Origin of the sequence: Microbacterium sp. AISO3 (assembly GCF_002204305.1) — a bacterium.
Classification (GTDB): domain Bacteria; phylum Actinomycetota; class Actinomycetes; order Actinomycetales; family Microbacteriaceae; genus Microbacterium; species Microbacterium arborescens.
The window spans coordinates 165,763-192,158 of the sequence record NZ_NHRF01000001.1 but is presented as its reverse complement, the minus strand read 5'-3'; the positions used below and the strand labels follow the sequence as shown (position 1 = coordinate 192,158).

The 26,396-nt window shown below is 71.2% G+C and carries 23 protein-coding genes; 13 read left to right on the top strand and 10 right to left on the bottom strand.

The annotated features are described in order from the left end of the window. Positions 1–35: 35 nt before the first annotated feature. Positions 36–638, bottom strand: coding sequence for a helix-turn-helix domain-containing protein (locus CBF90_RS00860; RefSeq protein WP_023953167.1), 603 nt, complete (start codon positions 636–638; stop codon positions 36–38). A 149-nt stretch (positions 639–787) separates the two neighbouring features. On the opposite strand from CBF90_RS00860, the gene CBF90_RS00855 reads away from it, so the two are divergent. The 7 genes from CBF90_RS00855 (at position 788) to CBF90_RS00825 (ending at position 10,216) form a co-directional block, all read left to right on the top strand. Next, the gene (locus CBF90_RS00855; RefSeq protein ID WP_088379672.1) at positions 788–2,347 is read left to right on the top strand and encodes an NCS1 family nucleobase:cation symporter-1; all 1,560 of its coding nucleotides are present in this window, start codon (positions 788–790) and stop codon (positions 2,345–2,347) included. Beyond that, on the top strand, positions 2,344–3,063 hold the full coding sequence (locus CBF90_RS00850; RefSeq protein ID WP_023953163.1) for an aspartate/glutamate racemase family protein: 720 nt from the start codon (positions 2,344–2,346) through the stop codon (positions 3,061–3,063). The genes CBF90_RS00855 and CBF90_RS00850 overlap by 4 nt, the downstream gene beginning before the upstream one ends. A gap of 100 nt (positions 3,064–3,163) precedes the next feature. Beyond that, positions 3,164–4,567 (top strand): allantoinase AllB, encoded by a 1,404-nt coding sequence (gene allB, locus CBF90_RS00845; RefSeq protein ID WP_242435552.1) that lies wholly within the window; start codon positions 3,164–3,166, stop codon positions 4,565–4,567. Then, the gene (locus tag CBF90_RS00840) at positions 4,564–6,201 is read left to right on the top strand and encodes an AtzH-like domain-containing protein (protein WP_023953159.1); all 1,638 of its coding nucleotides are present in this window, start codon (positions 4,564–4,566) and stop codon (positions 6,199–6,201) included. The genes allB and CBF90_RS00840 overlap by 4 nt, the downstream gene beginning before the upstream one ends. Beyond that, entirely contained in the window at positions 6,198–7,436 is a 1,239-nt protein-coding gene (locus CBF90_RS00835; RefSeq protein WP_088379671.1) for an alanine--glyoxylate aminotransferase family protein, read from the top strand. The genes CBF90_RS00840 and CBF90_RS00835 overlap by 4 nt, the downstream gene beginning before the upstream one ends. 3 nt (positions 7,437–7,439) lie before the next feature. After that, on the top strand, positions 7,440–8,750 hold the full coding sequence (locus tag CBF90_RS00830) for a Zn-dependent hydrolase (protein ID WP_242435551.1): 1,311 nt from the start codon (positions 7,440–7,442) through the stop codon (positions 8,748–8,750). Between the two features lie 86 nt (positions 8,751–8,836). Then, entirely contained in the window at positions 8,837–10,216 is a 1,380-nt protein-coding gene (locus CBF90_RS00825; RefSeq protein WP_088379670.1) for an amidohydrolase family protein, read from the top strand. A gap of 79 nt (positions 10,217–10,295) precedes the next feature. Here CBF90_RS00825 and CBF90_RS00820 read toward each other — a convergent pair whose 3' ends face one another. From CBF90_RS00820 to CBF90_RS00795, 6 genes are all read right to left on the bottom strand, one after another. Continuing rightward, on the bottom strand, positions 10,296–11,099 hold the full coding sequence (locus CBF90_RS00820) for an ABC transporter permease (RefSeq protein ID WP_023953151.1): 804 nt from the start codon (positions 11,097–11,099) through the stop codon (positions 10,296–10,298). Continuing rightward, positions 11,096–11,902 carry an ABC transporter permease gene (locus CBF90_RS00815; RefSeq protein WP_023953149.1) on the bottom strand — a complete coding sequence of 269 codons (807 nt, stop codon included), beginning with the start codon at positions 11,900–11,902 and terminating at the stop codon, positions 11,096–11,098. Before CBF90_RS00815 ends, CBF90_RS00820 begins: the two co-directional genes overlap by 4 nt. Beyond that, positions 11,902–12,723, bottom strand: coding sequence for an ABC transporter ATP-binding protein (locus tag CBF90_RS00810; protein ID WP_088379669.1), 822 nt, complete (start codon positions 12,721–12,723; stop codon positions 11,902–11,904). The genes CBF90_RS00815 and CBF90_RS00810 overlap by 1 nt, the downstream gene beginning before the upstream one ends. A 23-nt stretch (positions 12,724–12,746) precedes the next feature. Beyond that, positions 12,747–13,856 (bottom strand): ABC transporter substrate-binding protein, encoded by a 1,110-nt coding sequence (locus tag CBF90_RS00805; RefSeq protein WP_088379668.1) that lies wholly within the window; start codon positions 13,854–13,856, stop codon positions 12,747–12,749. A gap of 151 nt (positions 13,857–14,007) precedes the next feature. Beyond that, positions 14,008–16,773 carry a molybdopterin-dependent oxidoreductase gene (locus CBF90_RS00800; RefSeq protein ID WP_088379667.1) on the bottom strand — a complete coding sequence of 922 codons (2,766 nt, stop codon included), beginning with the start codon at positions 16,771–16,773 and terminating at the stop codon, positions 14,008–14,010. Continuing rightward, the gene (locus tag CBF90_RS00795) at positions 16,770–17,618 is read right to left on the bottom strand and encodes an FAD binding domain-containing protein (RefSeq protein ID WP_088379666.1); all 849 of its coding nucleotides are present in this window, start codon (positions 17,616–17,618) and stop codon (positions 16,770–16,772) included. Before CBF90_RS00795 ends, CBF90_RS00800 begins: the two co-directional genes overlap by 4 nt. 146 nt (positions 17,619–17,764) lie before the next feature. Between CBF90_RS00795 and CBF90_RS00790 the strand changes: the two genes are divergently transcribed. Together CBF90_RS00790 and CBF90_RS00785 are read left to right on the top strand one after the other, a co-directional pair. Continuing rightward, the gene (locus CBF90_RS00790) at positions 17,765–18,793 is read left to right on the top strand and encodes an XdhC family protein (protein ID WP_088379665.1); all 1,029 of its coding nucleotides are present in this window, start codon (positions 17,765–17,767) and stop codon (positions 18,791–18,793) included. After that, positions 18,790–19,407 (top strand): NTP transferase domain-containing protein, encoded by a 618-nt coding sequence (locus CBF90_RS00785; protein WP_242435550.1) that lies wholly within the window; start codon positions 18,790–18,792, stop codon positions 19,405–19,407. Before CBF90_RS00790 ends, CBF90_RS00785 begins: the two co-directional genes overlap by 4 nt. A 29-nt stretch (positions 19,408–19,436) precedes the next feature. On the opposite strand, the gene CBF90_RS00780 is transcribed toward CBF90_RS00785, so the two are convergent. The 3 genes from CBF90_RS00780 to purS are packed head-to-tail and all read right to left on the bottom strand — an operon-like array spanning position 19,437 to position 21,338. Further along, the gene (locus CBF90_RS00780) at positions 19,437–20,366 is read right to left on the bottom strand and encodes a 2-hydroxyacid dehydrogenase (RefSeq protein ID WP_023953136.1); all 930 of its coding nucleotides are present in this window, start codon (positions 20,364–20,366) and stop codon (positions 19,437–19,439) included. Between the two features lie 25 nt (positions 20,367–20,391). Further along, positions 20,392–21,096 (bottom strand): phosphoribosylformylglycinamidine synthase subunit PurQ, encoded by a 705-nt coding sequence (purQ, locus tag CBF90_RS00775; RefSeq protein ID WP_088379663.1) that lies wholly within the window; start codon positions 21,094–21,096, stop codon positions 20,392–20,394. Next, the gene (gene purS, locus CBF90_RS00770; RefSeq protein ID WP_023953132.1) at positions 21,093–21,338 is read right to left on the bottom strand and encodes a phosphoribosylformylglycinamidine synthase subunit PurS; all 246 of its coding nucleotides are present in this window, start codon (positions 21,336–21,338) and stop codon (positions 21,093–21,095) included. Before purS ends, purQ begins: the two co-directional genes overlap by 4 nt. A gap of 233 nt (positions 21,339–21,571) precedes the next feature. Here purS and CBF90_RS00765 point away from each other — a divergent pair, with 233 nt between their 5' ends. The 4 genes from CBF90_RS00765 to CBF90_RS00750 all read left to right on the top strand — a co-directional run bounded on the left by CBF90_RS00765 (position 21,572) and on the right by CBF90_RS00750 (position 26,395). After that, entirely contained in the window at positions 21,572–22,834 is a 1,263-nt protein-coding gene (locus CBF90_RS00765; protein WP_023953131.1) for an ABC transporter substrate-binding protein, read from the top strand. Positions 22,835–22,908: 74 nt separating this feature from the next. After that, entirely contained in the window at positions 22,909–23,967 is a 1,059-nt protein-coding gene (locus tag CBF90_RS00760; protein WP_088379866.1) for a carbohydrate ABC transporter permease, read from the top strand. Then, positions 23,964–24,881, top strand: a complete 918-nt coding sequence (locus CBF90_RS00755) for a carbohydrate ABC transporter permease (RefSeq protein ID WP_023953129.1) — start codon at positions 23,964–23,966, stop codon at positions 24,879–24,881. Before CBF90_RS00760 ends, CBF90_RS00755 begins: the two co-directional genes overlap by 4 nt. Further along, positions 24,878–26,395: a GH1 family beta-glucosidase gene (locus CBF90_RS00750; protein WP_242435549.1), complete on the top strand. Its 1,518-nt coding sequence runs from the start codon at positions 24,878–24,880 to the stop codon at positions 26,393–26,395. The genes CBF90_RS00755 and CBF90_RS00750 overlap by 4 nt, the downstream gene beginning before the upstream one ends. Position 26,396 lies beyond the last annotated feature (1 nt).

The window sequence follows — 26,396 nt, the reverse complement described above, 5'->3', positions numbered from 1 at the left end:
CCTGGCGCCTCGCGCGCGCCGGCGTCCGACCGAGCTCACGCGGGCCCGTGGACGATCAGCCAGGTCGCGACGGCGGTCTCGTCGCCGTCGTTGTGGATGCGGTGCGGTCGCGAGCACGGGTAGCTGATCGTGTCGCCGGGACGCAGCACGACCCGCTCATCGGTGAAATCGATCGTCAGCTCGCCCGAGAGCATGGTGCCGACCTCGTACCCGTCGTGCCGGAAGAGGTCGGTGTCGCGGTGGGCCGACGACCCGGGCGGATAGGTCGACTGGAAGTAGTCGATTCCCGGGCTCGGTCCGGGGGACAGGCGGCGGAAGGTCACTCCGTCGCCGAGCTCGACCGTCGTGGCCTGGGCGGCGCGGACCAGCGAGAATCCGTCGATCTCCGCCGCGAGCGCAGCGGCGGGGGCCTCGCCACCGCTCTCGAAGACGGCGGCGAGGGGCACGCCGAGGGCGTCGGTGATGGCGAGCAGCCGCGAGACGCTCGGCTGCAGCACGCCGCGCTCGATCTGCGACACCGCGCTGGGGCTGATGCCCAGCGCGGCGGCGACGGCACGTGCCGACATCCCTCGCTGCCGCCGAAGCTCGCGCAGCCGGACGCCCACCTCGGTCCCGGTCCCCAGCGCGAGCTCTGACATGCCGCCGAGTCTAAACGGGCTGCGGCGGCGTCCGAGCGCGACCGCTGTGAAGCTCCAACTTCACACCGTCGTTACATCAGCGAAACCCGCCGGGATCGATTAACCCATAGCTTCACTTTCCAGATCCCCTCCTGGAAGGTTCCGACGCCATGACCGCTCCTCCGAACATCCTGCCCGCCGAGACGACGGTTCCCGATCGGGGCTACGACCCCCGACTGTCGAACGAGGATCTCGCCCCGCTCCGCAAGCAGAGGTGGACCTGGTACAACATCTTCGCCTTCTGGATGTCGGACGTGCACTCGGTCGGCGGCTACGTCACGGCGGGGTCGCTCTTCGCGCTCGGCATCGCCGCATGGCAGGTGCTCGTGGCTCTCGTCGTCGGCATCGTGATCGTGCAGGTCTTCGCGAACATGGTCGCCAAGCCCAGTCAGAAGACGGGCGTGCCCTATCCCGTGGTGAACCGCGCCATCTTCGGGGTGCGCGGCGCGAACATCCCCGCGATCATCCGGGGCATCATCGCGATCGCCTGGTACGGCGTGCAGACCTTCCTGGCGGCGCAGTCGCTGAACATCATCTTCCTGAAGTTCATCCCCGGCTCCGCGGCGCTGCTCGACGTGGGCTTCCTCGGGCTCTCGGCGCTCGGGTGGATCTCCTTCTCGATCCTCTGGGTCGCCCAGGTCGCGCTGTTCTGGAACGGCATGGAGGTCATCCGCCGCTTCATCGACTGGGCCGGCCCCGCCGTCTACGTCGTGATGATCGTGCTCGCGGTGTACCTCGTGAGCCAGGCCGGCTGGGAGAACATCGACCTGAACCTCTCCGACCCGGCGGCGGCGCCGCACGACCTCTGGGGCACCCTCGGCCTCATGGCCATGGCGGTCGGCATCGTGGTGGCATACTTCGCCGGCCCGATGCTCAACTTCGGCGACTTCGCGCGGTACGGCCGTTCGTTCAGCCAGGTCAAGAAGGGCAACTTCTGGGGCCTTCCGGTGAACTTCCTGTTCTTCTCGATCCTGACCGTGCTCACCGCCGCCGCGACCGTGCCGGTGTTCGGCGAGCTGCTCCTCGACCCCATCCACACCGTCGAGGCGATCGACACCCCCTTCGCGATCCTGCTCGGCGGGCTGACCTTCGTCACCGCGACGGTCGGCATCAACATCGTCGCCAACTTCATCGCGCCCGCCTTCGACTTCTCCAACGTCGCGCCCCAGAAGATCTCGTGGCGCATGGGCGGCATGATCGCCGCGGTCGGATCGGTGTTCCTCACGCCCTGGAACTGGTACTCCGACGCCACCGCCATCCACTACTCCCTCGGCATCCTCGCGGCCCTCATCGGCCCGCTGTTCGGCCTGCTGGTCGCGGGGTACTACATCGCGGCCAAGCAGCGGATCCGCACCGATGACATGTTCACGATGAGCGAGATCGGGGCGTACTGGTACCGCAAGGGGTACAACCCGAACGCGATGAAGACGCTCCTCGTGGCCGGCATCCCGACGATCCTGCTCGCGATCCTGCCCAAGACGTTCGCCGACATGGGGCTGTTCGACGTCTCGTGGATCGGGAACTTCACCTGGTTCATCGGATGCGGCCTCGCGTTCGCCGCGTTCGTGGTGTTCGAGCGGCTCGACCCGCAGGTCCCGACGTTCGCGGGCGAGACCGAGGGCATCTCGGACGGCACCCTGCCCGAGTCCGCGCCGGAGGGCGCCGCGTGAGGATCACGCTGATCAACCCCAACACCTCCCGGGCGATGACGGACAAGATCGCCGTCGCCGCCCGGGAGGTCGCCGGGCCCGGGGTCGAGGTAGTCGCCGCGCATCCGACCGACGGCGCGGCCGCGATCGAGAGCCATCTCGACGAGATCACCGCCGCCCGCTCGGTCGTCGACATCATCGAGGCCGACCTCGCCGTCGGCGGAAGCGACGCGTACGTCATCGCGTGCTTCGGCGACCCGGGACTCGACGCCGCGCGCGAGCTCGTCGACGTTCCCGTCATCGGCATCGCCGAGGCCGCGATGCACGTCGCGACCCTGTCCGGTCGTCGGTTCGCCGTGGTCACGACGCTCGGCCGGACGCTCGGCCGGGCGCGCGATCTGCTCGCCCGCTACGGGATGACGTCGGCTTGCGCCTCGCTGGTCGCCTCCGGCATCCCGGTGCTCGATCTCGAGGACACCGGGTCGGATGCCTTCGAGCGCATCGCGGCGCTGTGCGCCGCCGAGGTGGCGGGCGGGGCCGACGTCATCGTGCTCGGCTGCGCCGGGATGGCCGATCTCTGCCACGCCCTGACGGAGCGCGTCGGCGTTCCCGTGGTCGACGGGGTCGGCGCGGCGGTCGGGCTCGCGTCGGCGATGGTGCGGATGCGGGTGGGGACGAGCAAGCGCGAGGAGTACGCCGCCCCGCCGCGTCGTCACGAGAGCGTTACATCGGGGTAACCGCCGCGGCTGCGTTAACCCATAGCTTTATATTGACATCGGGCTCTGCGCATCGCGCGCCCGCCGTCGTTCCTCGCCCCCGACCCCGCCCGGAGATCTCGTGACCGCATCGTCCCCGTCCCGCTTCGTCGTGCGCGCCGGCCGCGTCTTCGACGGCACGGCCTTCGTCCCCGCAGCCGTCGTCGTCGAGAACGGCCTCGTCGTCGCGATGCTCGACGAGGACGCCGCCGTCGCCGACGCCGCCGAGGTGCGCGTCGCCGCCGACGCTGTGCTGCTGCCCGGGCTCGTCGACTCGCACGTGCACGTCAACGAGCCCGGACGCACCGAGTGGGAGGGCTTCGGCTCGGCGACGCGGGCCGCGGCGGCGGGCGGTGTCACGACGATCGTCGACATGCCGCTGAACTCCATCCCGCCGACCACGACCGCCGGCGCACTGGAGGTCAAGCGTGCCGCCGCCGCGGCATCCGCGCACGTCGACGTCGGGTTCTGGGGCGGGGCGGTGCCCGAGAACCTGGGGGAGCTCGGCCCCCTGCACGAGGCCGGCGTCTACGGGTTCAAGTGCTTCCTCGCGCCGTCGGGCGTCGACGAGTTCGGACACCTCGACCGTGCTCAGCTGCGCCAGGCCATGGGCGAGATCGCGGCGCTCGGCTCGCGGCTCATCGTGCACGCCGAGGACCCCGAGCTGCTCGGTGCCGACGGCGCGCTCGGCCGCGGATACGACGCCTTTCTCGCGTCGCGCCCGGCGACGAGCGAGGCGTCGGCGATCGACGCCGTCATCGAGGCCGCGCGCGCGACCGGCGGCCGGGCGCACATCCTGCACCTGAGCGACGCCCGGTCACTGCCCGCCATCCGTGCGGCCCGCGCGGACGGAATCGACCTCACGGTCGAGACCTGCCCGCACTACCTCACGATCATCGCCGAGGAGATCCCCGACGGCGCGTCCGAGTTCAAGTGCTGCCCGCCCATCCGCGAGGCCTCGAACCGCGACCTCCTGTGGGAGGGCATCGTCGATGGCACGATCGACGCGATCGTCAGCGACCACTCGCCCTCGACCGTCGACCTCAAGCGCGCAGGCGACGGCGACTTCGGGCTCGCCTGGGGCGGCATCTCCGGACTGCAGGTCGGGCTGTCGGCGGTCTGGACCGAGGCGCGCGAGCGCGGCATCCCGCTCGAGACGATCCTGCCGCTGTTCACGACAGGACCCGCTGTCGTCGCGGGCCTCGCCGTCGGGCGCATCGCCGTGGGCGCGCCCGCGCACCTCGCCGTCTTCGCCCCCGACGACGTCGTCCGCGTCGACGCGCGCGAGCTGCGTCACCGCAACCCGATCTCGGCCTACGACGGCCGCGTGCTGACGGGACGGGTGCGCCGCACCTGGCTCCGAGGCGAGGTCGTGTTCGAGGCCGGCGTCGATGTTGCCGATGCCATGGATGCCGCGGGCGTTCCGGGCGGGCGGCTGCTCTCGCGCGGCGGCACTCTCGTCGCCGTCGGCGAGGACGCGTCGTGACCGGTCGCGCCCACGGCGATGCGCCGAACGACGGCGCCCCGGCCGGCGGCATGCCCGCCGATCTCGCGGCGGCGTTCGCCGACTACGAGCGCGCCATCGTCGAGAACGACCTCGCGGCGCTCGACGCCGCGTTCGCCCCCGGAGCCGGCACGATGCGGGCGGATGCCGGGGGCCTGCTCGTCGGCCACGATGCGATCAGCGCATTCCGCGGGGCGCGCGGCGGGGTCGCGGCGCGCGAGATCGAACGGATCGAGTACCGGCCGCTCGCCCCTGACGTCGCTCTGCTGATCTCGGTCTCCCGCTACGCCGCAGGTGGCACCGGCCTGCAGACCCAGCTCTGGCAGCGCATCGACGGTCGCTGGCTCATCACCGCCGCACACGTGACCCCGCGGCCGCAGGCGTTCGACCGGTCGATCTGGCGCACCGTGGGCGACCCGCTCTACCAGGGCGCCTGGGAAGGTCCGCTGGCCGGGCTGACCGTCGCCGTCAAAGACCTCTTCGCGATCCGCGGCTACCGCATCGGGGCGGGCAACCCGACGTTCCTCGCCTCGGCCCGCGCCGAGACGACCACGGCGCCCGCGGTCGGCGACCTGTTGCGCGGCGGAGCGTCGCTGCGCGGCATCGCGCGCACCGACGAGTTCGCCTACTCCGTCGCCGGAGACAACACCCACTACGGCACGCCGCCGAACGCCGCGCTGCCCGGAGCGCTCCCGGGCGGCTCGTCGAGCGGGCCGGCATCCGCCGTCGCGGCCGGGCATGCCGATGTCGCCCTCGCCACCGACACCGCCGGATCGGTGCGGGTACCCGCCTCGTACCAGGGGCTCTGGGGCTTGCGGACCACGCACGACCTTGTGCCCCGGCAGGGCATGCTGCCCCTCGCGCAGAGCTTCGACACCGTCGGATGGCTGACCCGCGACGGATCGACGCTCGAGCGCGTCGCCGAGTGGTGCCTCGGGTACGCCGGCTCGGAGTCGACCGAGAGCGTGCACGGCGAGCCGGACGACGAGCTGCCGACGCGCCTCCTCGTGCCCGACGAGATCCTCGCGGCCGCCGAGCCCGCCACCCGGCGCGCGTTCGCCGAGCTGCTCGACCGCGTCACGGCCACGGGAGCCGCGGTCTCGGTCGGCCGCGTGTCGATCGGCGACCTCGACGCCTACCTCGACGCGTTCCGCACCGTGCAGGGCGCGGAGGCCTGGCGCAACAACGGCGACTGGCTCGTGCAGCATCCCGGCGCGGTGGGAGCCGCCGTCGCCGACCGCTTCCGCACCGCCGCCGCCGTGACACCCGACGACGAGAAGCGGGCGCGCGCCGCCCTCGCCCCTCTCGCCGACCGCCTGCGTGCCGTCGTCGACGACGCGGTGCTGCTGCTGCCGACCGTCCCCGGAGCCGCACCTGCGCGCACCGCCGGCGGCGAGGCGCTCGACCTGCTGCGCCGTGACACACTGCGGATGACGACGCCGGCCGCCGTCGCCGGGCTCCCCGCGATCTCGGTGCCCCTGCTCACCGTGCCGTCGCCGCTGGGACCGGCGCCCGTCGGCGTCTGCCTCGTCTCGCGCGCCGGCACCGACCTCGCCCTCGTGCGGCTCGCCCGCCGCCTGTTCTCGCTCCTCGACCCCCGGATGGACACGCCATGACGAACCCGACCGTTCAGATCCCCGGACCCATCGACCCGCCCGCTCGCCTGCTCATGGGCCCCGGGCCGATCTCGGCGTACCCCAGCGTGCTCACCGCGATGTCGGCCGCGCTCGTCGGCCAGTACGACCCGTTCATGACGCGGACGATGACCGAGACGCAGGAGCTCTACCGTGCGGTCTGGAACACGCGCAACGACGCCACGATGCTCGTCGACGGCACGAGCCGCGCCGGCATCGAGGCGGCGATCGTCTCGCTCGTCCGGCCCGGCGACCGTGTGCTCGTGCCGATCTTCGGACGCTTCGGGCACCTGCTCGCCGAGATCGCGGAGCGCGCGCTCGCCGAGGTGCACACGATCGAGACCGAGTGGGGGCAGGTCTTCACGCCCGCCGCGATCGAAGAGGCCGTCGTGCGGGTCAAGCCCACGCTGCTCGCGCTCGTGCAGGGCGACACGTCGACGACCATGAACCAGCCGCTCGACGAGATCGGCGCGATCTGCGCGAAGCACGGGGTGCTGTTCTACTCCGACGCGACCGCCTCGCTCGGCGGCAACGAGTTCGACGCCGACGACTGGGGCCTGGATGCCGCCACCGCCGGGCTGCAGAAGTGCCTCGGCGGACCGAGCGGATCGGCGCCCATCACCCTCAGCGAGCGCGCCGTCGAGGTCGTGCGGTCGCGGGCGCGCATCGAAGCCGGCATCCGCGAGCCCGGCGATCCGGACGCGAGTGACTTCGTGCGGTCGAACTACTTCGACCTCGGCATGATCCTCGACTACTGGGGGCCGCGCCGTCTCAACCACCACACCGAGGCGACGTCGATGCTCTACGGGGCGCGCGAATGCGCCCGCGTGCTGCTGCTCGAGGGGCGCGACGAGGTGATCGCGCGCCACCGGCTCGCGGGCGCCGCGATGCTCGCCGGCGTGCAGGCGCTCGGCCTCACCGTCTTCGGCGACATCGCGCGCAAGATGAACAACGTCGTGGCCGTCGAGATCCCCGACGGAGTGCCCTGCGACGAGGCGCGCGCAGCGCTGCTGACCGACTTCGGCATCGAGATCGGCACGTCGTTCGGTCCGCTCCACGGACGCGTGTGGCGCATCGGGACGATGGGCTACAACGCGCGGCAGGACGCCGTGCTCACCACCCTCTCGGCGCTCGAGGCGGTGCTGCGCCGCTACGGCGCCGCCGTGCCGGTCGCCGGAGGGGTCGAGGCGGCAGCGGACGTCTACCGGGGACATTGAGCCGTGGCATCCGCTCTGCTCCCCGTATCGCCCGAACGCATCGCCGACGCGGCACGACGGGTGATGTCGCGCTGCGACGATCTCGCGCGCATCAGCGCGGCCCCCGACCGGATCGAGCGCGTCTACCTCTCGCCCGAGCACGCCCGTGTCAACCGTCTCGCCGCCGAATGGATGCGGGAGGTCGGCATGACCACGCGCCAGGATGCCGCCGGCAATCAGATCGGCCGACTCGACACCGCCGGCGACGAGCCCGCGCTCATGATCGGCTCGCATCTCGACACGGTGGCCGACGCCGGGCGCTACGACGGCATCGTGGGTGTCCTGATGGGGATCGAGGTCGTGCGGATGCTGCGCGAGCCCGCCGACGACGACGGCTCGTCGTGGCGTTCGCCCCTGCCGTTCGCCCTCGAGGTCGCCGCGTTCTGGGACGAGGAGGGCACGCGCTTCGGCAAGGCGCTGCTCGGGTCGTCGGCCGTCGGCGGTGTCTGGGACGACGGGTGGTGGGACCTCGCCGACGTCGAGGGGACGACCCTGGCCCAGGCCTTCCGGGAGTTCGGCCTCGACCCCGGGCGGGTCGGCGAGGCGGCTCGCCGGTCGGACGAGCTCGTCGGCTACCTCGAGGCGCACATCGAGCAGGGCCCGCAACTGCACCGGAGCGGCGAATCGCTCGCCGTCGTCTCGTCGATCGCCTCGGCCCGACGCTTCCTGCTGTCGGTCGAGGGCGAGGCGCGGCACGCCGGAGGCACGCCCTACGACATGCGGCGCGACGCGTTGCTGGGCGCATCCGAGGCGGCTCTCGCGGTCGAGCGGATCTGCCGGGCCGAGCATCACATCATCGGGACGGTCGGCCAGTTCGAGGCGTTCCCGGGCGGCGTGAACATCGTGCCCGGCGAGGTGCAGTTCTCCCTCGACCTGCGGGGCGAGTTCGACGGTGAGCGCGACCGCGTCTGGCAGCGGCTCGCCGCCGAGCTCGACGAGATCATGGGCCGTCGCGGACTGCGCTGGCAGCACCGCGAGATCCACAACGCCGCGGCGGTCGCCTGCGCGCCGCTGCTGCAGGACGTCGTCCGCGAGGGCATCCGCGCGGCGGCGGGCGAGGTGACCGACGAGCCGCCCGCGATCTTCAGCCGGGCGGGGCACGACGGCATGGCTCTCGGCGGTCTCACCGGCATCGGGATGCTGTTCCTGCGCAACCCCGACGGCATCAGCCACCACCCCGACGAGGACGTCTCCACCGCTGACGTCGCCCGCGGCATCCGCGCCCTCGCCGAATCCGTCCTGCACCTCGCCGCCGACCGCCGCGCCGCCGCCTGACCCGGCCGGCGACCCGCGAGATCGCCACCGCGCGGGCGCAATACCCCTGACCCGAGGGCGAAACATGGGCTCGGTAGCGTGCGGGTATGCGCCTGCTCGTGACCCACGCCCGCCTCATCACGGTGCCCGCCGGCACCGACGACCCCGGCTACATCGAGGAGGGATGGATGCTCGTCGACGACGACGGGCGCATCGCCGCCATCGGCGCCGGGGATCCGCCCGTGGGCACCACCGCCGACGAGATCCTCGACGCCGGAGGCTCGTTCGTCGCCCCCGGGTTCGTCTCGAGCCACTCGCACCTGTTCACCTCGGGTCTGCGCGGACTCGGGGTCGCCGAGACGCTCTACGGCTGGTGCGACGCGATGCTCGGGACCACCGCCCACATGACCGCCGATGACGTCTACTGGTCGACGCTCCACGGCGCCCTCGACTTCCTCTCGAACGGCGTGACCACCGCCTACAACTTCACCGACCCGCTGCAGTCCTGGGAGTCGATGGTCGACGGCAAGCGCGTGGGCGACGCCCGTATGCGCGAGCTCGAGTACCACACGCGTCAGGCCGACGCGACGCGCGACGCCGGCATCCGGTTCGTCGATTCGATCGGCATGGATGTCACCGTCGGCTCCGACGACGAGATCTTCGCCCGGTTCGCCGCGTCGGTCGCGCACACCCGCGCGATGGACCCCGATTTCGCGCTCGGCGCGTCGATCATGGGCCAGGTGCAGTGGTCGCCCCGCGCGGAGGCGGCGTGGCTCGAGGTCGAGGCGATGCGCCGCTACGGCGTCACCAATCAGGCGCACTTTCTCGAGTCGCCGGAGGCGGTCGAGCACCAGCGGTCGAAGTTCGCGCAGTATCGGGATGCCGGGGCGCTCGGTCTCGGTCTCGTCTTCGGTCACTTCATCCAGACGACGCCCGAGATCATCGACGAGGCCGTCGCGGGCGGCGCCGCGATGTCGTGGCAGCCGGCCTCGAACGGGCGGCTCGCGTCGGGGACCGCGCAGGTACCCGAGATGCTCGCGAAGGGCATGAAGGTCGGCATCGGGCTCGACGATCAGGCGTGCACGGATGTCTCGGATCCCTGGCAGAACATGCGCATGGGCATCTACCAGCAGCGGGCGCGCCTGCAGGATCCGCTCGCGATGATGCCCGAGCAGGTGCTGCGGCTGCACACCCTCGGTGCGGCTGAGATCATGGGCGTCGCCGACCGGGTCGGTTCGCTCGAGGTGGGCAAGCTGGCCGATTTCGTGGTGGTCGACCCCCGGCGTCCCGATGTGGGTCCGCTGTGGCATCCGGTGCGCAGCTACGTGCTCGCGATGAGTCCCCGCAACCTGACGCGCGTGTACGTCGGCGGCGTCCTGGTCGACGATCGCGGCACGTCGACGAACCCCCTGGCCGCCGAGGCGTCTGCGCGTCTGCACGAGAGCCTCGCCGAGGTCGCGCGTCGCCGCCCCACGCACCCTCACTGACCCTCGGCCCGCCCGTCCCTCCGGACCGCGAGACGACAGCTGCGCGTGTGTCGTCTCGCGGTTTGGTTCGGCAGACCCGTCAGGCCACCGAGGTCGTCATGCCCATGCGGGTGAGGACGAGGGTCTCGGCGATCTGCACGAGGTTGTAGAGCACGAGGGTCAGCAGCGTGATGATCGCCACCGACGCCCACAGGTCGTCGAAGCGGGCGGTCGCGGTGAACTTCACGATCATGCCGCCGATGCCCTGCCCCGTCGACAGCCACTCGGCGAGGAGGGCGCCGGTGACGGCGCCCGGCACCGAGACGCGGGCGGCGGCGAAGAGCGAGGGCAGCGCGCCCGGCACGCTGACCTTGCGCAGCTGCGCGAGGCGTCCGCCGCCGTAGACGTGCACGAGGTCGAGGCTCTCCTTCGTCGCGCGGCTCAGGCCGAACAGGATCGAGGCGAGGGCGGGGAAGAGCACGACGATCGAGCCGATGACGGCGACGGATGCCGCGGTGCCGCGGCCCGTGATCAGGATGATGACCGGCGCGATGGCCACGAGCGGCACCGAGCGCAGCAGCAGCGCGAGCGGCATGACGCCCGCCTCGATCGCCTTCGACAGCGAGAACGCCACGGCGAGCAGGAGCGCGACGAGCATGCCGACGCCGAACCCGAGGGCGGCGTCCTGCACGGTCTGGCCGATGAGCGGCCACAGGCCCATGCGGTTCTCGGCGGCGTCGTCGGCGGTGAACAAGAATTCCCACACTTCGCCGGGGCCCTTGGCGACGTAGGTCGAGATGCCCGTGAGGTTGACGACGGCCCACCACAGCGCGAGCACGATGAGCACGGTCGCGAGGGCGTTGATCAGCGAGCGGCCGACGGAGCGGCGGAGGGCGACGATCATGCGGCCGACCTCCCCGAGACCCACGGCGTGACGAGACGCGCGACGAGGCCGAGGGCCGCGTATCCGATGAGGGCGACGATCGCCGACAGCAGGAACACCGCCCAGACGCGCGGCGAGTCGAGGTCGCCCTGCAGCTTGATGAGGGTGATGCCCACGCCCCGGTCGATCGCGCCCATGTACTCGCCGAGGATGGCACCGAGGAAGGCGCTCGGCACGGCGATCTGCAGCGCGTTGAGGATGGCGGGGGTGGCGGCGATCAGGCGCACTTTGCGCAGCTGCGTCCACCGCGACCCGCCGTAGACGCGCACGACATCGAGCGCCGCCTTGTCGGCCGCCTTGAACCCGAGCAGCGCGCCGACGACCGTGGTGAAGAAGACCGCGAGCGCCGCGAGGAAGATCGCGGTCGCGCTCGGATCGCCCGCGCGCTTGGCCCCGCCCAGCACGACGATCGCGATGCCGCCGACGGCGACGACGGGTAGGCAGTAGCTGACGACGGCGATCTGGGTGACGACGACCTCGAGGCGGGGGAGGAGCAGCACCGTCGACGCGAGGAGGAGCGCGATCGCGTTGCCCCAGACGTAGCCGATCATCGCTTCGCCGATCGTGACCTGGAACACCGTCCAGTACGGCGCCAGACCGTCGCGGACGATGGTCTCGAACACGGTGAACGGCGAGGGGACGGGGGTGAAGGTCGTGCCCTCGGGCGGCGAGAACGCCGTGACCGATAGCAGCCACCACGCCGCGATCAGCACGACGGCCCCGATGACGCCTGCGAGCCAGGTCGGCATTCCGGCGCGGCGCATCACGACTCCGCGTCGGCGCGGCCGTCGCTGCCGAAGAGCAGCTCGGACGCGCGGTCGACCAGCGCGTGGAACTCGGGAGTCCGCATCATCTCGGGAGTCCGCGGGCGCGGCAGGTCGACGTCGATGATCTCGACCACGCGCCCGGGCCGCGGCGACATGACCGCGACACGGTCGGAGAGGAAGATCGCCTCGGAGATGCCGTGGGTGACGAGCAGCGTCGTCGCGGGCTTCTCGGTCCAGATGCGCAGCAGTTCGAGGTTGAGGTTCTGCCGGGTCATGTCGTCGAGCGCGCCGAACGGCTCGTCGAGCAGCAGCACCGACGGCTTGAGCGCGAGCGCGCGGGCGATCGACACGCGCTGCCGCATGCCGCCGGACAGCTGGGCGGGCTTGGACTTCTCGAAGCCGGTGAGCCCGACGAGCTTGATGAGCTCGTCGATGTAGGCCTTATCGGGCGTGCGACCCGCGATCTCGAAGGGCAGGCGGATGTTGGCCAGCACGCTGCGCCAGGGGAGCAGGGCGTGGTCCTGGAAGGCGATGCCCAGCTCGTGGTCGCGACGCAGCTCGTGGGGGGTCTTGCCGTCGACGCGGACCTCGCCCGCGGTCGGGTTCTCGAGGTCGGCGAGGATGCGCAGGATGGTGGACTTGCCGCACCCCGAGGGGCCGAGCAGGGCGAGGAACGAGCCCTTGTCGGTGTGGAGGTGGGTGTCCTGCAGGGCCGTCACGGTCCGGCCGCGGCCGGTGTGGAAGGTCTTGCTGAGGCCGTCGATCAGGATGCCGGTGCCGCGAGGGGCACCGGCATCCCGGGTGTCGTCGTGTGTCATGTGATGGAGGGAAGCGTCCGAACCTACGGAAGGTAGTCCAGCAGCTCCGGGTTCTCGTCGTAGATCTCGTCGATGATGGTGGTGTCGAACAGGTCGTCGACCGAGACCTTCCAGCCTGCGGCGGCGAGCGAGTCGACCGTCTGCTGCTTCAGGTCGTCCGAGATCGTGAAGAGGCCGTTGGCCTCGGTCTCCTCGGTCGAGATGAGCAGGTTCTGAGCGGCGATGCCGGCGGTCGTCTTCGCGGGGTCGAGGGCGCCGAACACGGCCTCGAGGCCGTCCTCCGACTCCTCCGCGGCCTGGTTGTAGTACTTCTGCACCAGGCTGACGGTGTCGTCGACGGGCTGCTGGAACACCTGGGTCCAGCCCTTGATCTCGGCGATGAGGAACTCCTTGAGGAGCTCCTTGTTCTCGGCGAGGTACTGGTCGGTGACGGTGAACGTCTCGGCCACGTAGGGCACGCCGTTCTCGGCGTACGAGAGGTTGGTGATGTCGTAGCCCGCGAGCTCGACGGTCAGCGCCTCGTTGGTGAGGTAGGCCATGAAGCCGTCGACCTGGCCGTCCATGAGCGGGGTCGGGTCGAAGTCGACGGGAACGACGGTGACCTCCCTCGGGTCGATGCCGTTGGCGTTCAGCAGGGCCGCGAACACTGAGGCGTTGGAGTCCTGGACGCCGATCGTCTTGCCGATGAGGTCCTGCGGGGTCGCGATGTTGCCGCCGTCCGCGAGCGAGAGGATCGTGAACGGATTCTTCTGGAAGGTCGCGCCGATGATCTTCAGCGGCGCATCCTCCTCGGCGACGGCGGCGCCTACCGAGGCGGCGTCCGAGAGCGCGACCTGCACGGTGCCCGACAGCAGCTTCGCCACGCCCGTGTCGGGCCCGGAGATGCCGATGACCTCGTCGAAGCCGGCCTCGTCGTAGTAGCCGTTCTCGTAGGCGTAGAACTCGCCGGCGAACTCCTCGTTCTTGATCCACGAGTACTGCACGCTGATCTCGCCGAATGACGCGGAGTCGTCGGAGCCCGATGCGCCGGGCTCGGCGGAGCTCGACGAGCAGGCCGAGAGGGCGAGGGCGGCGACGGCGGCGGTGGCCAGGGTCGCGGCGAGGCGGTGTTTCCGGATGCGCGGTGCGGGCATCGGTTCTCCTTCGGGTGTGCGGGTGCAGGAACGCAGCGCGGGTGCACGGATGCCGCTGCGGGGAGGTGCTGGCTTGAAGCTATTGCTTGAATATTTCGGTCACCGTCGCGCTCGTGTTTCGATGCTGTGACGGCTTCCGGCGCGTCGCGGCTCAGCGGGGGCCGTGCTGAGCCAGCCGCCAGATCCGGTCGCGGCTGAAGGGCTGCTCGTAGGGTCGTCGCCCGAGGGCGCGGGCGATCGCGTTGCCGATCGCGGGCGCGACGGGGTTGTAGGGCGACTCGCTCATCGACTTCGCGCCGAACGGTCCGAGCGCGTCGTCGGTCTCGGCGAAGAAGACCTCGGTGTCGGGGATGTCGGCCGACTGCGGCACGCGGTAGGTGCGGAACACCGGGTTCCTCACCCGCCCGCCGTCGTCGATCATCACCTCTTCGTACAGGGCGCTGCCGATGCCCTGCGCGACTCCGCCCTCGACCTGTCCGCGGCACTGGGCCGGGTTGAGCACGACCCCCGCGTCCGCCGACTGGACGGACTGGAGGATGCGCACCGATCCGGTCTCGGGGTCGACCGCGACGCGGACGGCGTGGACGTTGAAGGCGAGCGATCGCTGTTCGCCGAGCTCGCTGCCGTCGGCGGTGAGCCCGTGCTCGTCGCGGTGCGCCGGATCGGCGGCGGCGATCAGCTCAGCGGGGCCGACGAGCCGCACCGGGGTGCGCACCGAGCCGTCGGGCTGCAGCACCGCGTCGGCCGGGGAGGTCTCCGTGAGCGCGGCCGCGGCCTGTCGCATCCGATCGGCCAGGGTGAGGCAGGCGGCGTGCAGGGCCTTCCCGGCGACGGTGATGCCGGCCGAGGCGAACGCGCCCGTGTCGTGATGCACGGCGTCGGTGTCGGCGCTGCGCACCTCGAGGTGCTCGCTGCCCAGCACCGACGACGCGATCTGGCGGTGCACCGTGCTCGTGCCGTTGCCGAACTCGACCGTGCCGGTGCGCAGGAGGTACGAGCCGTCGGGACGCAGCGTCGCGGTCGTGTGGGCGATGTGGCCGAACGGTGCCATCGTCGCGATCATGGCCGCCGCCATGCCTTCGCCGACGAGCCAGCCGTCGGGCGCGACGACCTCGTTGCCGCGTCGCAGCGCGGCCTCGGCGAGGTCGAGGCACTGGTCGAAGCCGTAGCTGCCCCAGACGAGGTCGTGCTCGTGCGTCGCATCCGCCGGTCCGACCGCGTTGCGACGGCGCAGCTCGAACGGGTCGATGCCGAGCTGCTCGGCGAGCATGTCCATCGCCGACTCGACGCCGAGGATGACCTGGCCGAGCCCGTATCCGCGGAAGGCGCCCGAGGGGACGTTGTTCGTGTAGACGACCTCGGCGTCGAGGCGCACGGCATCGCAGCGGTACAGCGCGACCGACTCGGCGAGCGAGTGGAACATGACCCCGCGCGAATGGTTGCCGTAGGCTCCGGTGTCGCTCAGCAGATCCACCGTCATCGCGGTCAGCCGGCCGTCGGTGTCGGCGCCGAGGGTCACCGACACGCGCATCGGATGCCGCAGCGACGCGCGCTGGAACTGCTCCGTCCGCGAGAACTCGTAGGCCACCGGTCGGCCCGTGCGCAGTACCGCCAGCGCGACCAGGTCCTCGGTGAAGATCTCCTGCTTGCCCCCGAAGCCGCCGCCCACGCGCGCCGTGAACACCCGCACCCGGTCGGTGGGCAGGTCGAACAGCCGGGCGATCTCGTCGCGGGCGAGGAACGGCACCTGGGTGGAGGAGCGGATGACGAGGCGTCCCGCGTCGTCGAGCCATCCCACGGAGCCGTGCGTCTCGAGCTGCGCGTGCGAGACGCGCTGCGTCGACCAGGTGCCGCTGACGACGGCGGCGCTCGCCGCCAGAGCGGCCGCGGTGTCGCCCGTCTCGCGGTGGAGTCCCGCGATCACGTTGCGGCCGGCGTCGTCGACGCGGTCGGCGGGCGTGCGGTCGGGATGCAGCAGCGGGGCGCCGGCGCTCCGTGCCTCCTCGGGGTCGAAGACCGCCGGCAGCACCTCGTACTCCACGCGCACGAGACGCCGGGCGGCGTCGGCGGCCTCGGCGGTCTCGGCGACCACCGCGACGACCCGCTGTCCGACGTGGCGCACGACCTCGTCGAGCATGAGGGTGTCGTCGGGGTCGTCCTCGCGGTGCTCGTGCCGGCCCGTCGAATAGCGGATGCGGGGGACGTCGGCCGGGGTGAGCACCGCGACGACGCCGGGCACGGCCCGCGCCGCATCCGTGTCGATCGCGAGGATGCGGGCGTGCGCGTGCGGCGATCCGACCACGCGCAGCACGAGCGGCGGACCGGCCGGGGTGTCGGCGATGTCGAACGTGTACGGCTCACGGCCCTGCACCACGCGTCGCGCGGCCTCGGGCGACACCGAACGGCCGACTCCGCGCGGGGCCGCGGGAGCTCCCTCGGCCGAGAAGGGCACACCCGTCTCGCGCACGGGGCCGAGCACCGAGGCGCGGACGGCCTCGCGGATCGGGCGGTAGCCGGTGCACCGGCACAGGTTGCCCTTGAGTCGACGGTCGAGGTCGTCGAGGTCGTCGGCGCACAGGGTCGAAGCCGTCACGCTCAGACCCGGCGAGCAGAACCCGCATTGGAAGCCGAAATGCTCGACGAGGGCCTCCTGCACCGGATGCAGCTCGTCGCCGGGTGCGAGACCGGCCGCAGTCGTCACGCTGCGACCGTCGAGCCGCGCCGCCGGGATGAGGCAGGAATGCACCGCCTCGCCGTCGAGCAGCACCGAGCAGGCGCCGCAGTCGCCCGCGTCGCAGCCCTTCTTGACCTCGAGGCGGCCCGTCTCGCGGAGCATCGTGCGCAAGCACTGCCCGGCGCGGGGCGCGGCCTCGACCGCCACCCCGTCGACCTCGAACCTGACGGCGTCGGCGGTCATGCGGGCTCCATCCGGTCCCTCTCGCGCCGCAGGTCGGCGGCGGCTCGGCGAGCGAGCACGGAGCTGACTCCGCGGCGCCAGTCCGCGGCACCGAGCGGGTCGCTGTAATAGCCGGGTGCCGCCTCGGCGGCCGCGACCAGCGCCGCGTCGGACGGGATTCCCGAGAAGCGCAGCACGACCGGGCGCCGGACGGCGGCTGTGATCGTGAATGTGGCCGACCCGTCGTCGTCGAGGCGCCCGGTGACGACGGCTCCCGACCGGCCGAGCTCGGCGAGGGCGATCTTGTGGAGCACCGCGCGCGAGCGCAGCGTCGCGGCGGGCAGCTCGATCGCCCGCAGCAGGTCGCCCCTCGCGAGGCAGGTCGCGCCGTCGTCGACGACGAGCTCGGCCACCGGCATCCGCGTCTCCCCGCCGTCGGCGTGCCAGATCACCGCGACGCCGTCGAGCGCAGCGCACAGGCTGATCATGGCCCCCGCGGCGAAGGCGCGGCAGAGGTTGCCGCCGACCGTGGCGGTGTTCCAGATCTTGAAGCTCGCGAGCAGGGCGTTCGCCGCGGCCGGCACGAGGTCGAGCGCGGTCCAGTCGGTGCGGGGGGCCACCTCGAGGCGCCCGGCTGCGAAGGCGACGAGTCGCGCGATGGTGCACGTCGCGGCGATGCGCAGGCCGTTCTCATCGACCTCGAGCTCGGGCCAGCCCATCGTCGTGAGGTCGACGAAGCCGGTCGTCCCCGGCTGCGGCTCCGACATCAGCCAGGTGCCTCCGGCGATGAACCTCTCGCCCGGCGCGAGCACGAGATCGTCGCGTGTCCGGGCGGCGCGGAAGCCGGTGACGGTCGTGATGTCCATGGGGCTCCTCTCGGCTCGGACGTCGCATGAGTGAATCAGCCCCGCATTTCGCTCGTGTTTCACGTCGCCGCAACGAGCCGCAACGAACCGGCAACACGTGAGGCCTAACGTGCGGAGGAGTCCCGTCGCCGCCCCGAGGAGGTCCCATGCGCGAGATCCTCGCCGTCGCCCGCGATGAGCTGGCCGCGGGCCGCGCCGTCGCCGTGGCGACCGTGGTGGCCGCAGCCGGCAGTTCGCCGCGCGAGATCGGCGCCTCGATGCTGGTCGCGGCCGACGGGCGGGCGTTCGGCAACGTGTCGGGGGGATGCGTCGACGGAGCCGTCTACGAGCGGTGCGTCGAGGTGCTCGCCGGAGACGACGCGGTGGTCGACCGCTTCGGCATCGCCGATGACGACGCCGTCGCGGTCGGGCTCTCGTGCGGCGGGACGATCGAGGTGCTGGTGCGCGCGCTCGTACCCGGGTCGCCCGAGGCTGCGACGCTCGCTCTTCTCGCCGCGCGTGACCGCGACGGCGTCGCCACGGTGCTCCGGCTGCGGACGGCCGGCGATGGGATGGGGTCGGCCTCGATCATCGACGCGGGCACGGCCCCCACCCCCGCGCCCGCTGGGAGCGTCGACCTGCAGTTCGGCGCACCGCCGCGGCTCATCGTGGTGGGCGCCGTCGAGGTCGCGGTTGCCCTGGTCGCGCTCGGGACCGCAGCGGGGTTCCACGTCGTCGTCGTCGACCCGCGAGACGTCTTCGCTCGCCCCGACCGCTTCCCGGCCGCGGAGGTCGTGGTCGACCAGCCCGGTCGCTATCTCGCAGCCGCCGGCCTCGACGTGCACACCGCCGTCTGCGTGCTCACCCACGACCCGAAGTTCGACGTTCCCGCGCTCGCCGCCGCGCTCGTGTCGCCGGCCGCGTACGTCGGTGCGATGGGCAGCCGCGCGACGTGCGCGGACCGCGTCCGTCGGCTCGTCGAAGCCGGGGTACCGACAGCGCTCGTCGACCGGCTGCGTTCGCCGATCGGGCTCGACCTGGGCGGTACGAGCGCCGCCGAGGTGGCGCTGTCGATCCTGGCCGAGGTCGTGGCCGCGCGGCGCGGTGGAACGGGTGCGCCGCTGCGCGCCGGATCGGGCCCGATCCATCGAGACACGGCGTCGGAGGGATGCCGCGTCGACCACCTGGTCACGTGACGGACGACGTCGCGCCGCGTCGTACTCCCCCCGTCGGAATCGTGCTCGCCGCCGGAGCCGGCACGCGCTACGGCATGCCGAAGGCGCTGGCGGTCGCGCCCGGGGGACGCGCCTGGCTGGACGGGGTGGTGGCGGCGCTCGCTGCGGCCGGGTGCGAGCCGATCCTCGTGATGCTCGGTGCCGCGCCGGAGGCGCCTGTCCCCGCGGGGGCACGCGCGCGCGTGGTCGAGGACTGGCGCGAGGGTCTGTCGGCGACCGTGCGCGCGGCGCTCGCGGCGGCATCCGGCACCGACGCCGCCGTCGCGGTCATCGTGCCGGTCGACGTCCCCGAGCTGCCAGCCCGAGCGGTGGCCCGGCTGCTGACCGCCGCCGCCGGTGACGCTCGCGCGCGTCATCGCGCCGTCTTCGGCGGGCGTCCCGGCCATCCCGTCGTCCTCGGGCGAGCGCACTGGGACGCCGCCGCGCGCGCGGTCTCCGGCGATGAGGGGGCGGGTGCCTACCTCAGGCGCATCGGTGCTGTCGGCGTGGAGTGCTCCGACCTGTGGCACGGCCGCGACGTCGACCATCCGCCGGATGACGGACGGGCGCCCGACGGCCGGGCACCCGCCGCCTGACGCCGGGCGTCGTCAGGCGTCGGGCGTCGTCAGGCGTCGACGACGTTGACCGGCTCCTCGCCGGCGGCGAGGCGCTCGATCTGGGTCCGGACGAGCTTCGCGATGCGCGGACGCATGGCGTCGGCCGCCCCGCCCACGTGCGGCACGACGATCACCCCGGGGGCGCGCCACAGCGGGTGGTCCTCCGGCAGCGGCTCGGGGTCGACGACATCGAGCGCGGCGCGCAGACGTTCCGCCTGCAGCTCGGCCACGAGGGCGTCGGTGTCGAGCACGGTGCCGCGCCCGACGTTGACGACGAGTGCGCCGTCGGGAAGCAGCGCCAGCTCGCGGGCGCCGATGAGCCCCTTCGTCGGCTCGCCGCCGGGGAGCGTGATCATGAGGATGTCGGTGTGCGGCAGCAGCTCGTCGAGCTCGTCGATGCCGTGGACGTGGACCCCGTCCTCGTCGCGCGCGCGGGACGCGACCGGGATGATCGTGGTCTCGAAGGGGAGCAGGCGGGATGCCACGGCCTTGCCCACGCCGCCGTAGCCGAGCACCAGCACGGTGCGGTCGGCGACGCTGCGGCTGAACTGCGGGGCCCACCGCGCCGACTCCTGGTTGCGGACGTAATCCGCGAGGTCGCGCTGCGCGGCGATGGTGAGACCGACCGCGATCTCGGCGGTCGCCGTCTCGTGGACACTCGTTGCGTTCGCGAGCCTCGTGCCCTCGGGCAGGTAAGCGCCCATGCCCTCGTAGCCGATCGACTGGCTCTGGAGAAGCCCGACCTTCACGTCGCCCAGTGCACTGAGCAGTCGCTTGCCCGACATGTAGGGCGGGACCACCATGTCGAACGCACCGCGGGGCGCCGGAGAGCGGAGGTCCCAGACGACCAGTTCGACTCCGTCGGGAAGAGGGCCGATGTCGGCCGCCAGCTCATCGGTGGGAACGCTGACGATGACGGTGCCGGGGGATTCGCTCATGCCCCCAACGCTACCGACCCGGCGCTCAGACGCGGGCGAGCACCGCGGCGACGGCCGACGTGAAGAACGTGAGTCCGTCGGTGCCCGAGCGCATCGCCTCGGTGGTGTTCGGGCCGAAGCCCGGCTCGACGGCGTGCTCGGGATGCGGCATGAGTCCGACGACGTTCCCGCGCTCGTTCGTGAGGCCGGCGATGTCGTCGAGCGAGCCGTTGGGGTTCACGCCGCGGTAGCGGAAGGCGACGAGACCGTCGCCCTCGATCTGCTCGAGCGTCTCGGCCGAGCAGGTGAAGCCGCCGTCGGCGTTCTTCAGCGGGATGACGATCTCCTGGCCGGTCTCGAAGCCGCTCGTCCACGCGGTGTCGGCGTTCTCGACGACCAGGCGCTGGTCGCGGCGGATGAACTGCTGGTGGGCGTTGCGGATCAGGCCGCCGGGCAGCAGGTGCGCCTCGACGAGCATCTGGAATCCGTTGCAGATGCCGAGGATCGGCATCCCCTTGGCGGCGGCATCCTTCACCTCGGCCATGATCGGCGCGTGCGCCGCGATCGCGCCGGCGCGGAGGTAGTCGCCGTAGCTGAAGCCGCCGGGCAGGACGAGCGCGTCGACGCCGTCGAGGTCGTGCGAGCCGTGCCAGAGCGCGACGGGCTCGGCGCCGGCGAGCCGGACGGCGCGCTGCGCGTCGCGGTCGTCGAGCGAGCCCGGGAAGGTGATGACACCGATGCGCGCGGTCACTCCACGACCTCGATGTTCACGACGTCCTCGATGACCGAGTTCGAGAGGATCTCGTCGGCGATGCGGCGAGCGGTCTCGAGGGTCGCGTCGTCGGCGCGGTCGACGGTGAGCTCGAAGCGCTTGCCGATGCGGACGTCGGAGAAACCGGCGACGCCGAGGCGGGTGAGGGCCCCCGATACCGCCTTGCCCTGCGGATCCAGCAGCTCGGCCTTGGGCATGACGTCGACGACGATGGTGGGCATTGCTCGCTCCGGAGGTCGCGGGATGGGTGCGCGACCAGTCTACGGGTGGGATGCGCGCCTCGTTCGCCGCATCCGGCCGGTCTCGTGACCGGATCGTGACCATCGTCTTTGGGAGCGCTCTCTTGTGATCCTGGGAGCGCTCCCGTATGGTCATGGTCAATCGGTGAGAGCGCTCCCAAAGTCGGGTGCGAACCGCCGCGCACCAGATACCCGCAATCACGAAGGAGTGACACGTGAATTCACGCGCACTGCGGCGGATCGGCCTCGTGGCCGGCGTCGCAACCACCTCGGCCATCGTCCTCGCCGGATGTTCGGGCGGAGGTGACCAGGCCGCATCCGGTGGCGACTCCGACACCGTGACCCTCGCGACGTTCAACGACTTCGGCTACACCGACGAGCTGCTCGCGGAGTTCACCGAGGAGACCGGCATCAAGGTCGTCCACACCAAGGCGGCGACCTCGAACGACGCCCGCACCAACTTCTTCCAGAAGCTCGGCAAGACCGGCCTCGCCGACGTCGAGGGCGTCGAGGTCGACTGGTTCCCCGAGATGATGCAGTACTCCGACCTGATCGCGCCGGTTCCCGACGAGCTCGCCGGCCGCTGGCTCGACTGGAAGGAGAAGGCGGCGACCGATGCCGAGGGCAACCTCGTCGCCTACGGCACCGACGTGGGACCGCAGGCCATCTGCTACCGCGCCGACCTGTTCGAGGCCGCCGGCCTGCCCACCGACCGCGAAGAGGTCGCGAAGCTCTTCCCGACGTGGGACGCCTTCTTCCAGATCGGCAGCGACTACGTCGCCAAGACCGGCCAGCCCTTCATCGACTCGGCCAACTCCGTCCTGCAGGGGGTCGTGAACCAGCTCGAGGTCGCCTACGAGGAGCCGGACGGCACGGTCATCGCGACCGAGAACCCCGACATCCGCGAGGCCTACGACACCGTCGTCGACAAGGCGATCCCGATCTCCGCCTACCCGGGACAGTGGACCGACGACTGGTACGCCGCCATGGCGAGCGGCAAGTTCGCCGCCATGCTGTGCCCGCCGTGGATGCACGGCATCATCGAGGGCGAAGCGCCCGACATCGCCGGCTGGGACATCGCCAACGCGTTCCCCGAGGGCGGCGGCAACTGGGGCGGTTCGTACCTCGTGGTCCCCGCGAACGGCAAGAACCTCACCAACGCGCAGAAGCTCGCCGACTGGCTGACGTCGCCCGAGACGCAGATCAAGGCCTTCAACAACGCCGGCACCTTCCCGAGCCAGCCCGAGGCGCAGTCGAGCCCCGACCTGACCGGGTTCGTCAGCGAGTACTTCAACAACGCGCCCACGGGTGAGATCGGCATCGACCGCGCCAACGCGATCACCGTGACGACCTTCAAGGGTCCGAAGTACTTCCAGTTCCACGACGCCCTCGGCAACGCCATCACGCGTGTCTTCGACGGCATCGAGGACAAGGAGACCTCCTGGAAGACCTGGGTGAACGAGGTCGGAAGCTTCTGACCCGCCCCGCCGGGGCGCACCGCACCGCATCGCCGGTGCGCCCCGGCGTTCCCCGCCCACGCACCCGAAGGACGATCGTGACCACGACACAGCAGCGCCCGGCGACGCGCTCCCCCCGAACCGACGACGGCGGTCGTCCCCCGCGGGTCATCTCTTTCTCGCAGAAGCTCAGCAAGTGGGACATCCGCTTCTCGCCGTACCTCTACATCTCGCCCTTCTTCATCATGTTCGCGATCGTGGGGCTCTTCCCCATCGCGTACACCGCGGTGATCTCGTTCATGGACTGGGACCTCATCCGCGGTGAGGGCGAGTTCATCGGATTCGACCAGTACATCTGGATCCTGACGCAGCCCCACTTCTGGACGGCCCTGCGCAACACCTTCAGCATCTTCCTGCTCTCGAGCGTTCCGCAGCTCGTGCTCGCGATCTTCATCGCGGCCGTGCTCGACCGCAACATCCGCGCCAAGACCTTCTGGCGCATGGCGGTGCTCGTCCCCTACGTCGTCGCTCCCATCGCCGTCGGCCTCATCTTCAACGCGATGTTCGCCGACCAGTCGGGCTTCATCAACGGCATCCTCCAGTCGATCGGCATCGGCGCCATCCCCTGGCACGTCGAGCCGTTCTGGAGCCACATCGCCATCGCGACGATGGTGAACTACCGCTGGATGGGCTACAACACCCTCATCCTGCTCGCAGCCATGCAGGCGGTGAACCGCGACTTCTACGAGGCCGCCACCGTCGACGGCGCGGGCCCCGTGCGCCAGTTCTTCTCGATCACCCTGCCCTCGCTCAAGCCCACGCTCATCTTCGTCATCATCACCGCCACGATCGGCGGTCTGCAGATCTTCGACGAGCCGCGCGTGTTCGATCAGGCGGGCCGCGGTGGCTCGGCCCAGCAGTGGCTGACCATCACGCTCTACCTCTACGACGTCGGCTGGGGACAGTGGAACTTCGGTCGCGCCGCCGCCATGGCGTGGATCCTCTTCCTCATCATCGTGCTGATCGGCCTGGTCAACCTCGTGGTCACCCGGACCCTGGTCCGAGACGAGGGGCTGAGGCGCGAGCTCAGCAAACGGCAGCAGAAGCAGCAGGCCAAGCAGGCGCAGCGCGCGCTGAAGGAGAACCAGGCATGAGCACCATCGGCACTCCCGCCCCTCTCGCCACGGTGGAAGAAGGGATCCCGACCGCTCGCGAGCAGCGTCGCGGAGCCCGCGCCCGCCGCATCCGCGGCAGCCGGCCCGGGATCTGGACCTACGGCATCCTCGGGGCCGTCTTCCTCTCGGCGGTGTTCCCCCTGTACTGGTCCTTCGTGATCGGTTCGGGCGACTCCACCACCCTCCGCAAGCCCTTCCCGTGGATCCCCGGCGGCAACTTCATCGAGAACGCGCTGTCGGTCATCTCCAACCCGGCGGTCAACTTCTGGCCGGCGCTGTGGAACTCGATCTACAGCTCGTTCCTCATCGCCGCCGCCGTCGTGATCACCTCGACACTCGCCGGCTGGGCCTTCGCGAAGCTGCGCTTCCACGGCGGTCCGGCGCTGCTCGTCTTCGTCATCGCCACGATGGCCGTGCCGCAGCAGCTCGGCGTCGTGCCGCTCTACATCCTGTTCTCCGAGCTCGGGTGGACGGGGCAGATCGGCGCAATCATCATCCCCGCCCTCACGAGCGCCTTCGGGGTGTTCTGGATGACGCAGTACCTGCGCCAGGCGGTGCCCGACGAGCTCATCGAGGCCGCGCGCGTCGACGGCGCGTCGATGATCCGCACGTTCTGGACCGTCGGCATGACCGCGGCGCGTCCGGCCGCGGCGATGCTGTTCCTCTTCACCTTCGTCGGAGCCTGGAACAACTTCTTCTGGCCGTTCATCGTGCTCGACCGGCAGAACCCGACGCTTCCCGTGGCGCTGTCGCTGCTGCAGTCGAACTACTTCGTCGACTACTCGGTCGTGCTCGCGGGCGTCATCCTCGCCACCATCCCGCTGCTGCTGCTGTTCATCTTCGCGGGCAAGCAGCTCGTCAGTGGCATCATGGCCGGGGCGGTGAAGGGATGACCCTGAACCTCGACCGCACTCAGCAGGAGAACATGAACGCTTCGCGCAGCTTCCCGACCGGCTTCCTCTTCGGAGCAGCCACCGCGGCGTACCAGATCGAGGGCGCGGCCTTCGAAGACGGCCGTACCGCGTCGATCTGGGATGCGTTCGCCCGTGTTCCCGGTGCCGTGATCAACGCCGACAACGGCGACGTCGCGTGCGACCACTACCACCGCTACCGTGACGACGTCGCGCTCATGAAGGAGCTCGGCCTCGACACGTACCGGTTCTCGACCTCGTGGTCGCGCGTGCGTCCCGACGGCGGCCCGCTCAACCCGCAGGGCGTCGACTTCTACGAGCGGCTCGTCGACGAACTGCTCGGCGCCGGCATCATCCCGTGGCTGACGCTCTACCACTGGGATCTGCCGCAGGCCATCGAGGAGCGGGGCGGCTGGACCCTGCGCGAGACGGCCGACCGCTTCACGGAGTACGCCCTCGACATGCACGACGCCCTCGGCGACCGTGTGCACCACTGGACGACGCTCAACGAGCCGTGGTGCTCGTCGTTCCTCAGCTACACCGCGGGCATCCACGCTCCCGGACGGTTCGACATCGGCGACGGCATGCTCGCGGCGCACCACCTGCTGCTCGGCCACGGGCAGACCGTCGCCGCGCTGCGCGAGCGGGACGAGTCGCTGTCGCTCGGCATCACGCTGAACCTCACGGTCGCCGAGCCCGTCGACCCGGCCGACGCCGCCGACGTCGACGCCGCGCGACGTATCGACGGACAGTTCAACCGCTGGTTCCTCGACCCGATCTTCCGGGCCGCGTACCCGGGCGACATCGTCGCCGACATCGAGAAGGTGGATGCCGCGGCGGTCGAGCGTTGGCGGAATGCCGTGCGCCCGGGCGACGAGGCGATCATCGCGCAGCCGCTCGACGCCCTCGGAGTGAACTACTACCACGGCGAGTTCGTGGGCGGTCGTCCCGACCCCCACCCGCCGACCCCGGGCGATGCACCGACCGATCGTAAGACCGGGTCGCCCTGGCCCGCCGGTCACGACATCTACTGGCACGAGCGGGGCCTGCCGCGGACGTCGATGCACTGGGAGGTGCAGCCCGCGGGGCTGACCCAGCTGCTCGAGCGCGTGTGGACCGAGTACGCCCAGCCCGTGGGCACGATCCTCTACGTCACCGAGAACGGCGCCGCCTACGACGACGAGCTCGTCGAGGTGGAAGGCGAGAAGACGGTTCCCGACGCCGAGCGCACCGAGTTCCTCCGGGTTCATCTCGGTGCGATCCTCGATGCGCAGGAGGCCGGTGTCGATGTGCGCGGCTACTTCTACTGGTCGCTGCTCGACAACTTCGAATGGGCGTGGGGCTACGAGAAGCGCTTCGGGATCGTGCACGTGGATTACCACACTCAGGAGCGGACGCTGAAGGACAGCGCGAAGGAGTATCGTCGGGTCATCGCAGATCGTGCGATCGACGTTCCCGCCGCGGCGGACGCCGCCCGGACCGCCGTCCCGAGGTAGC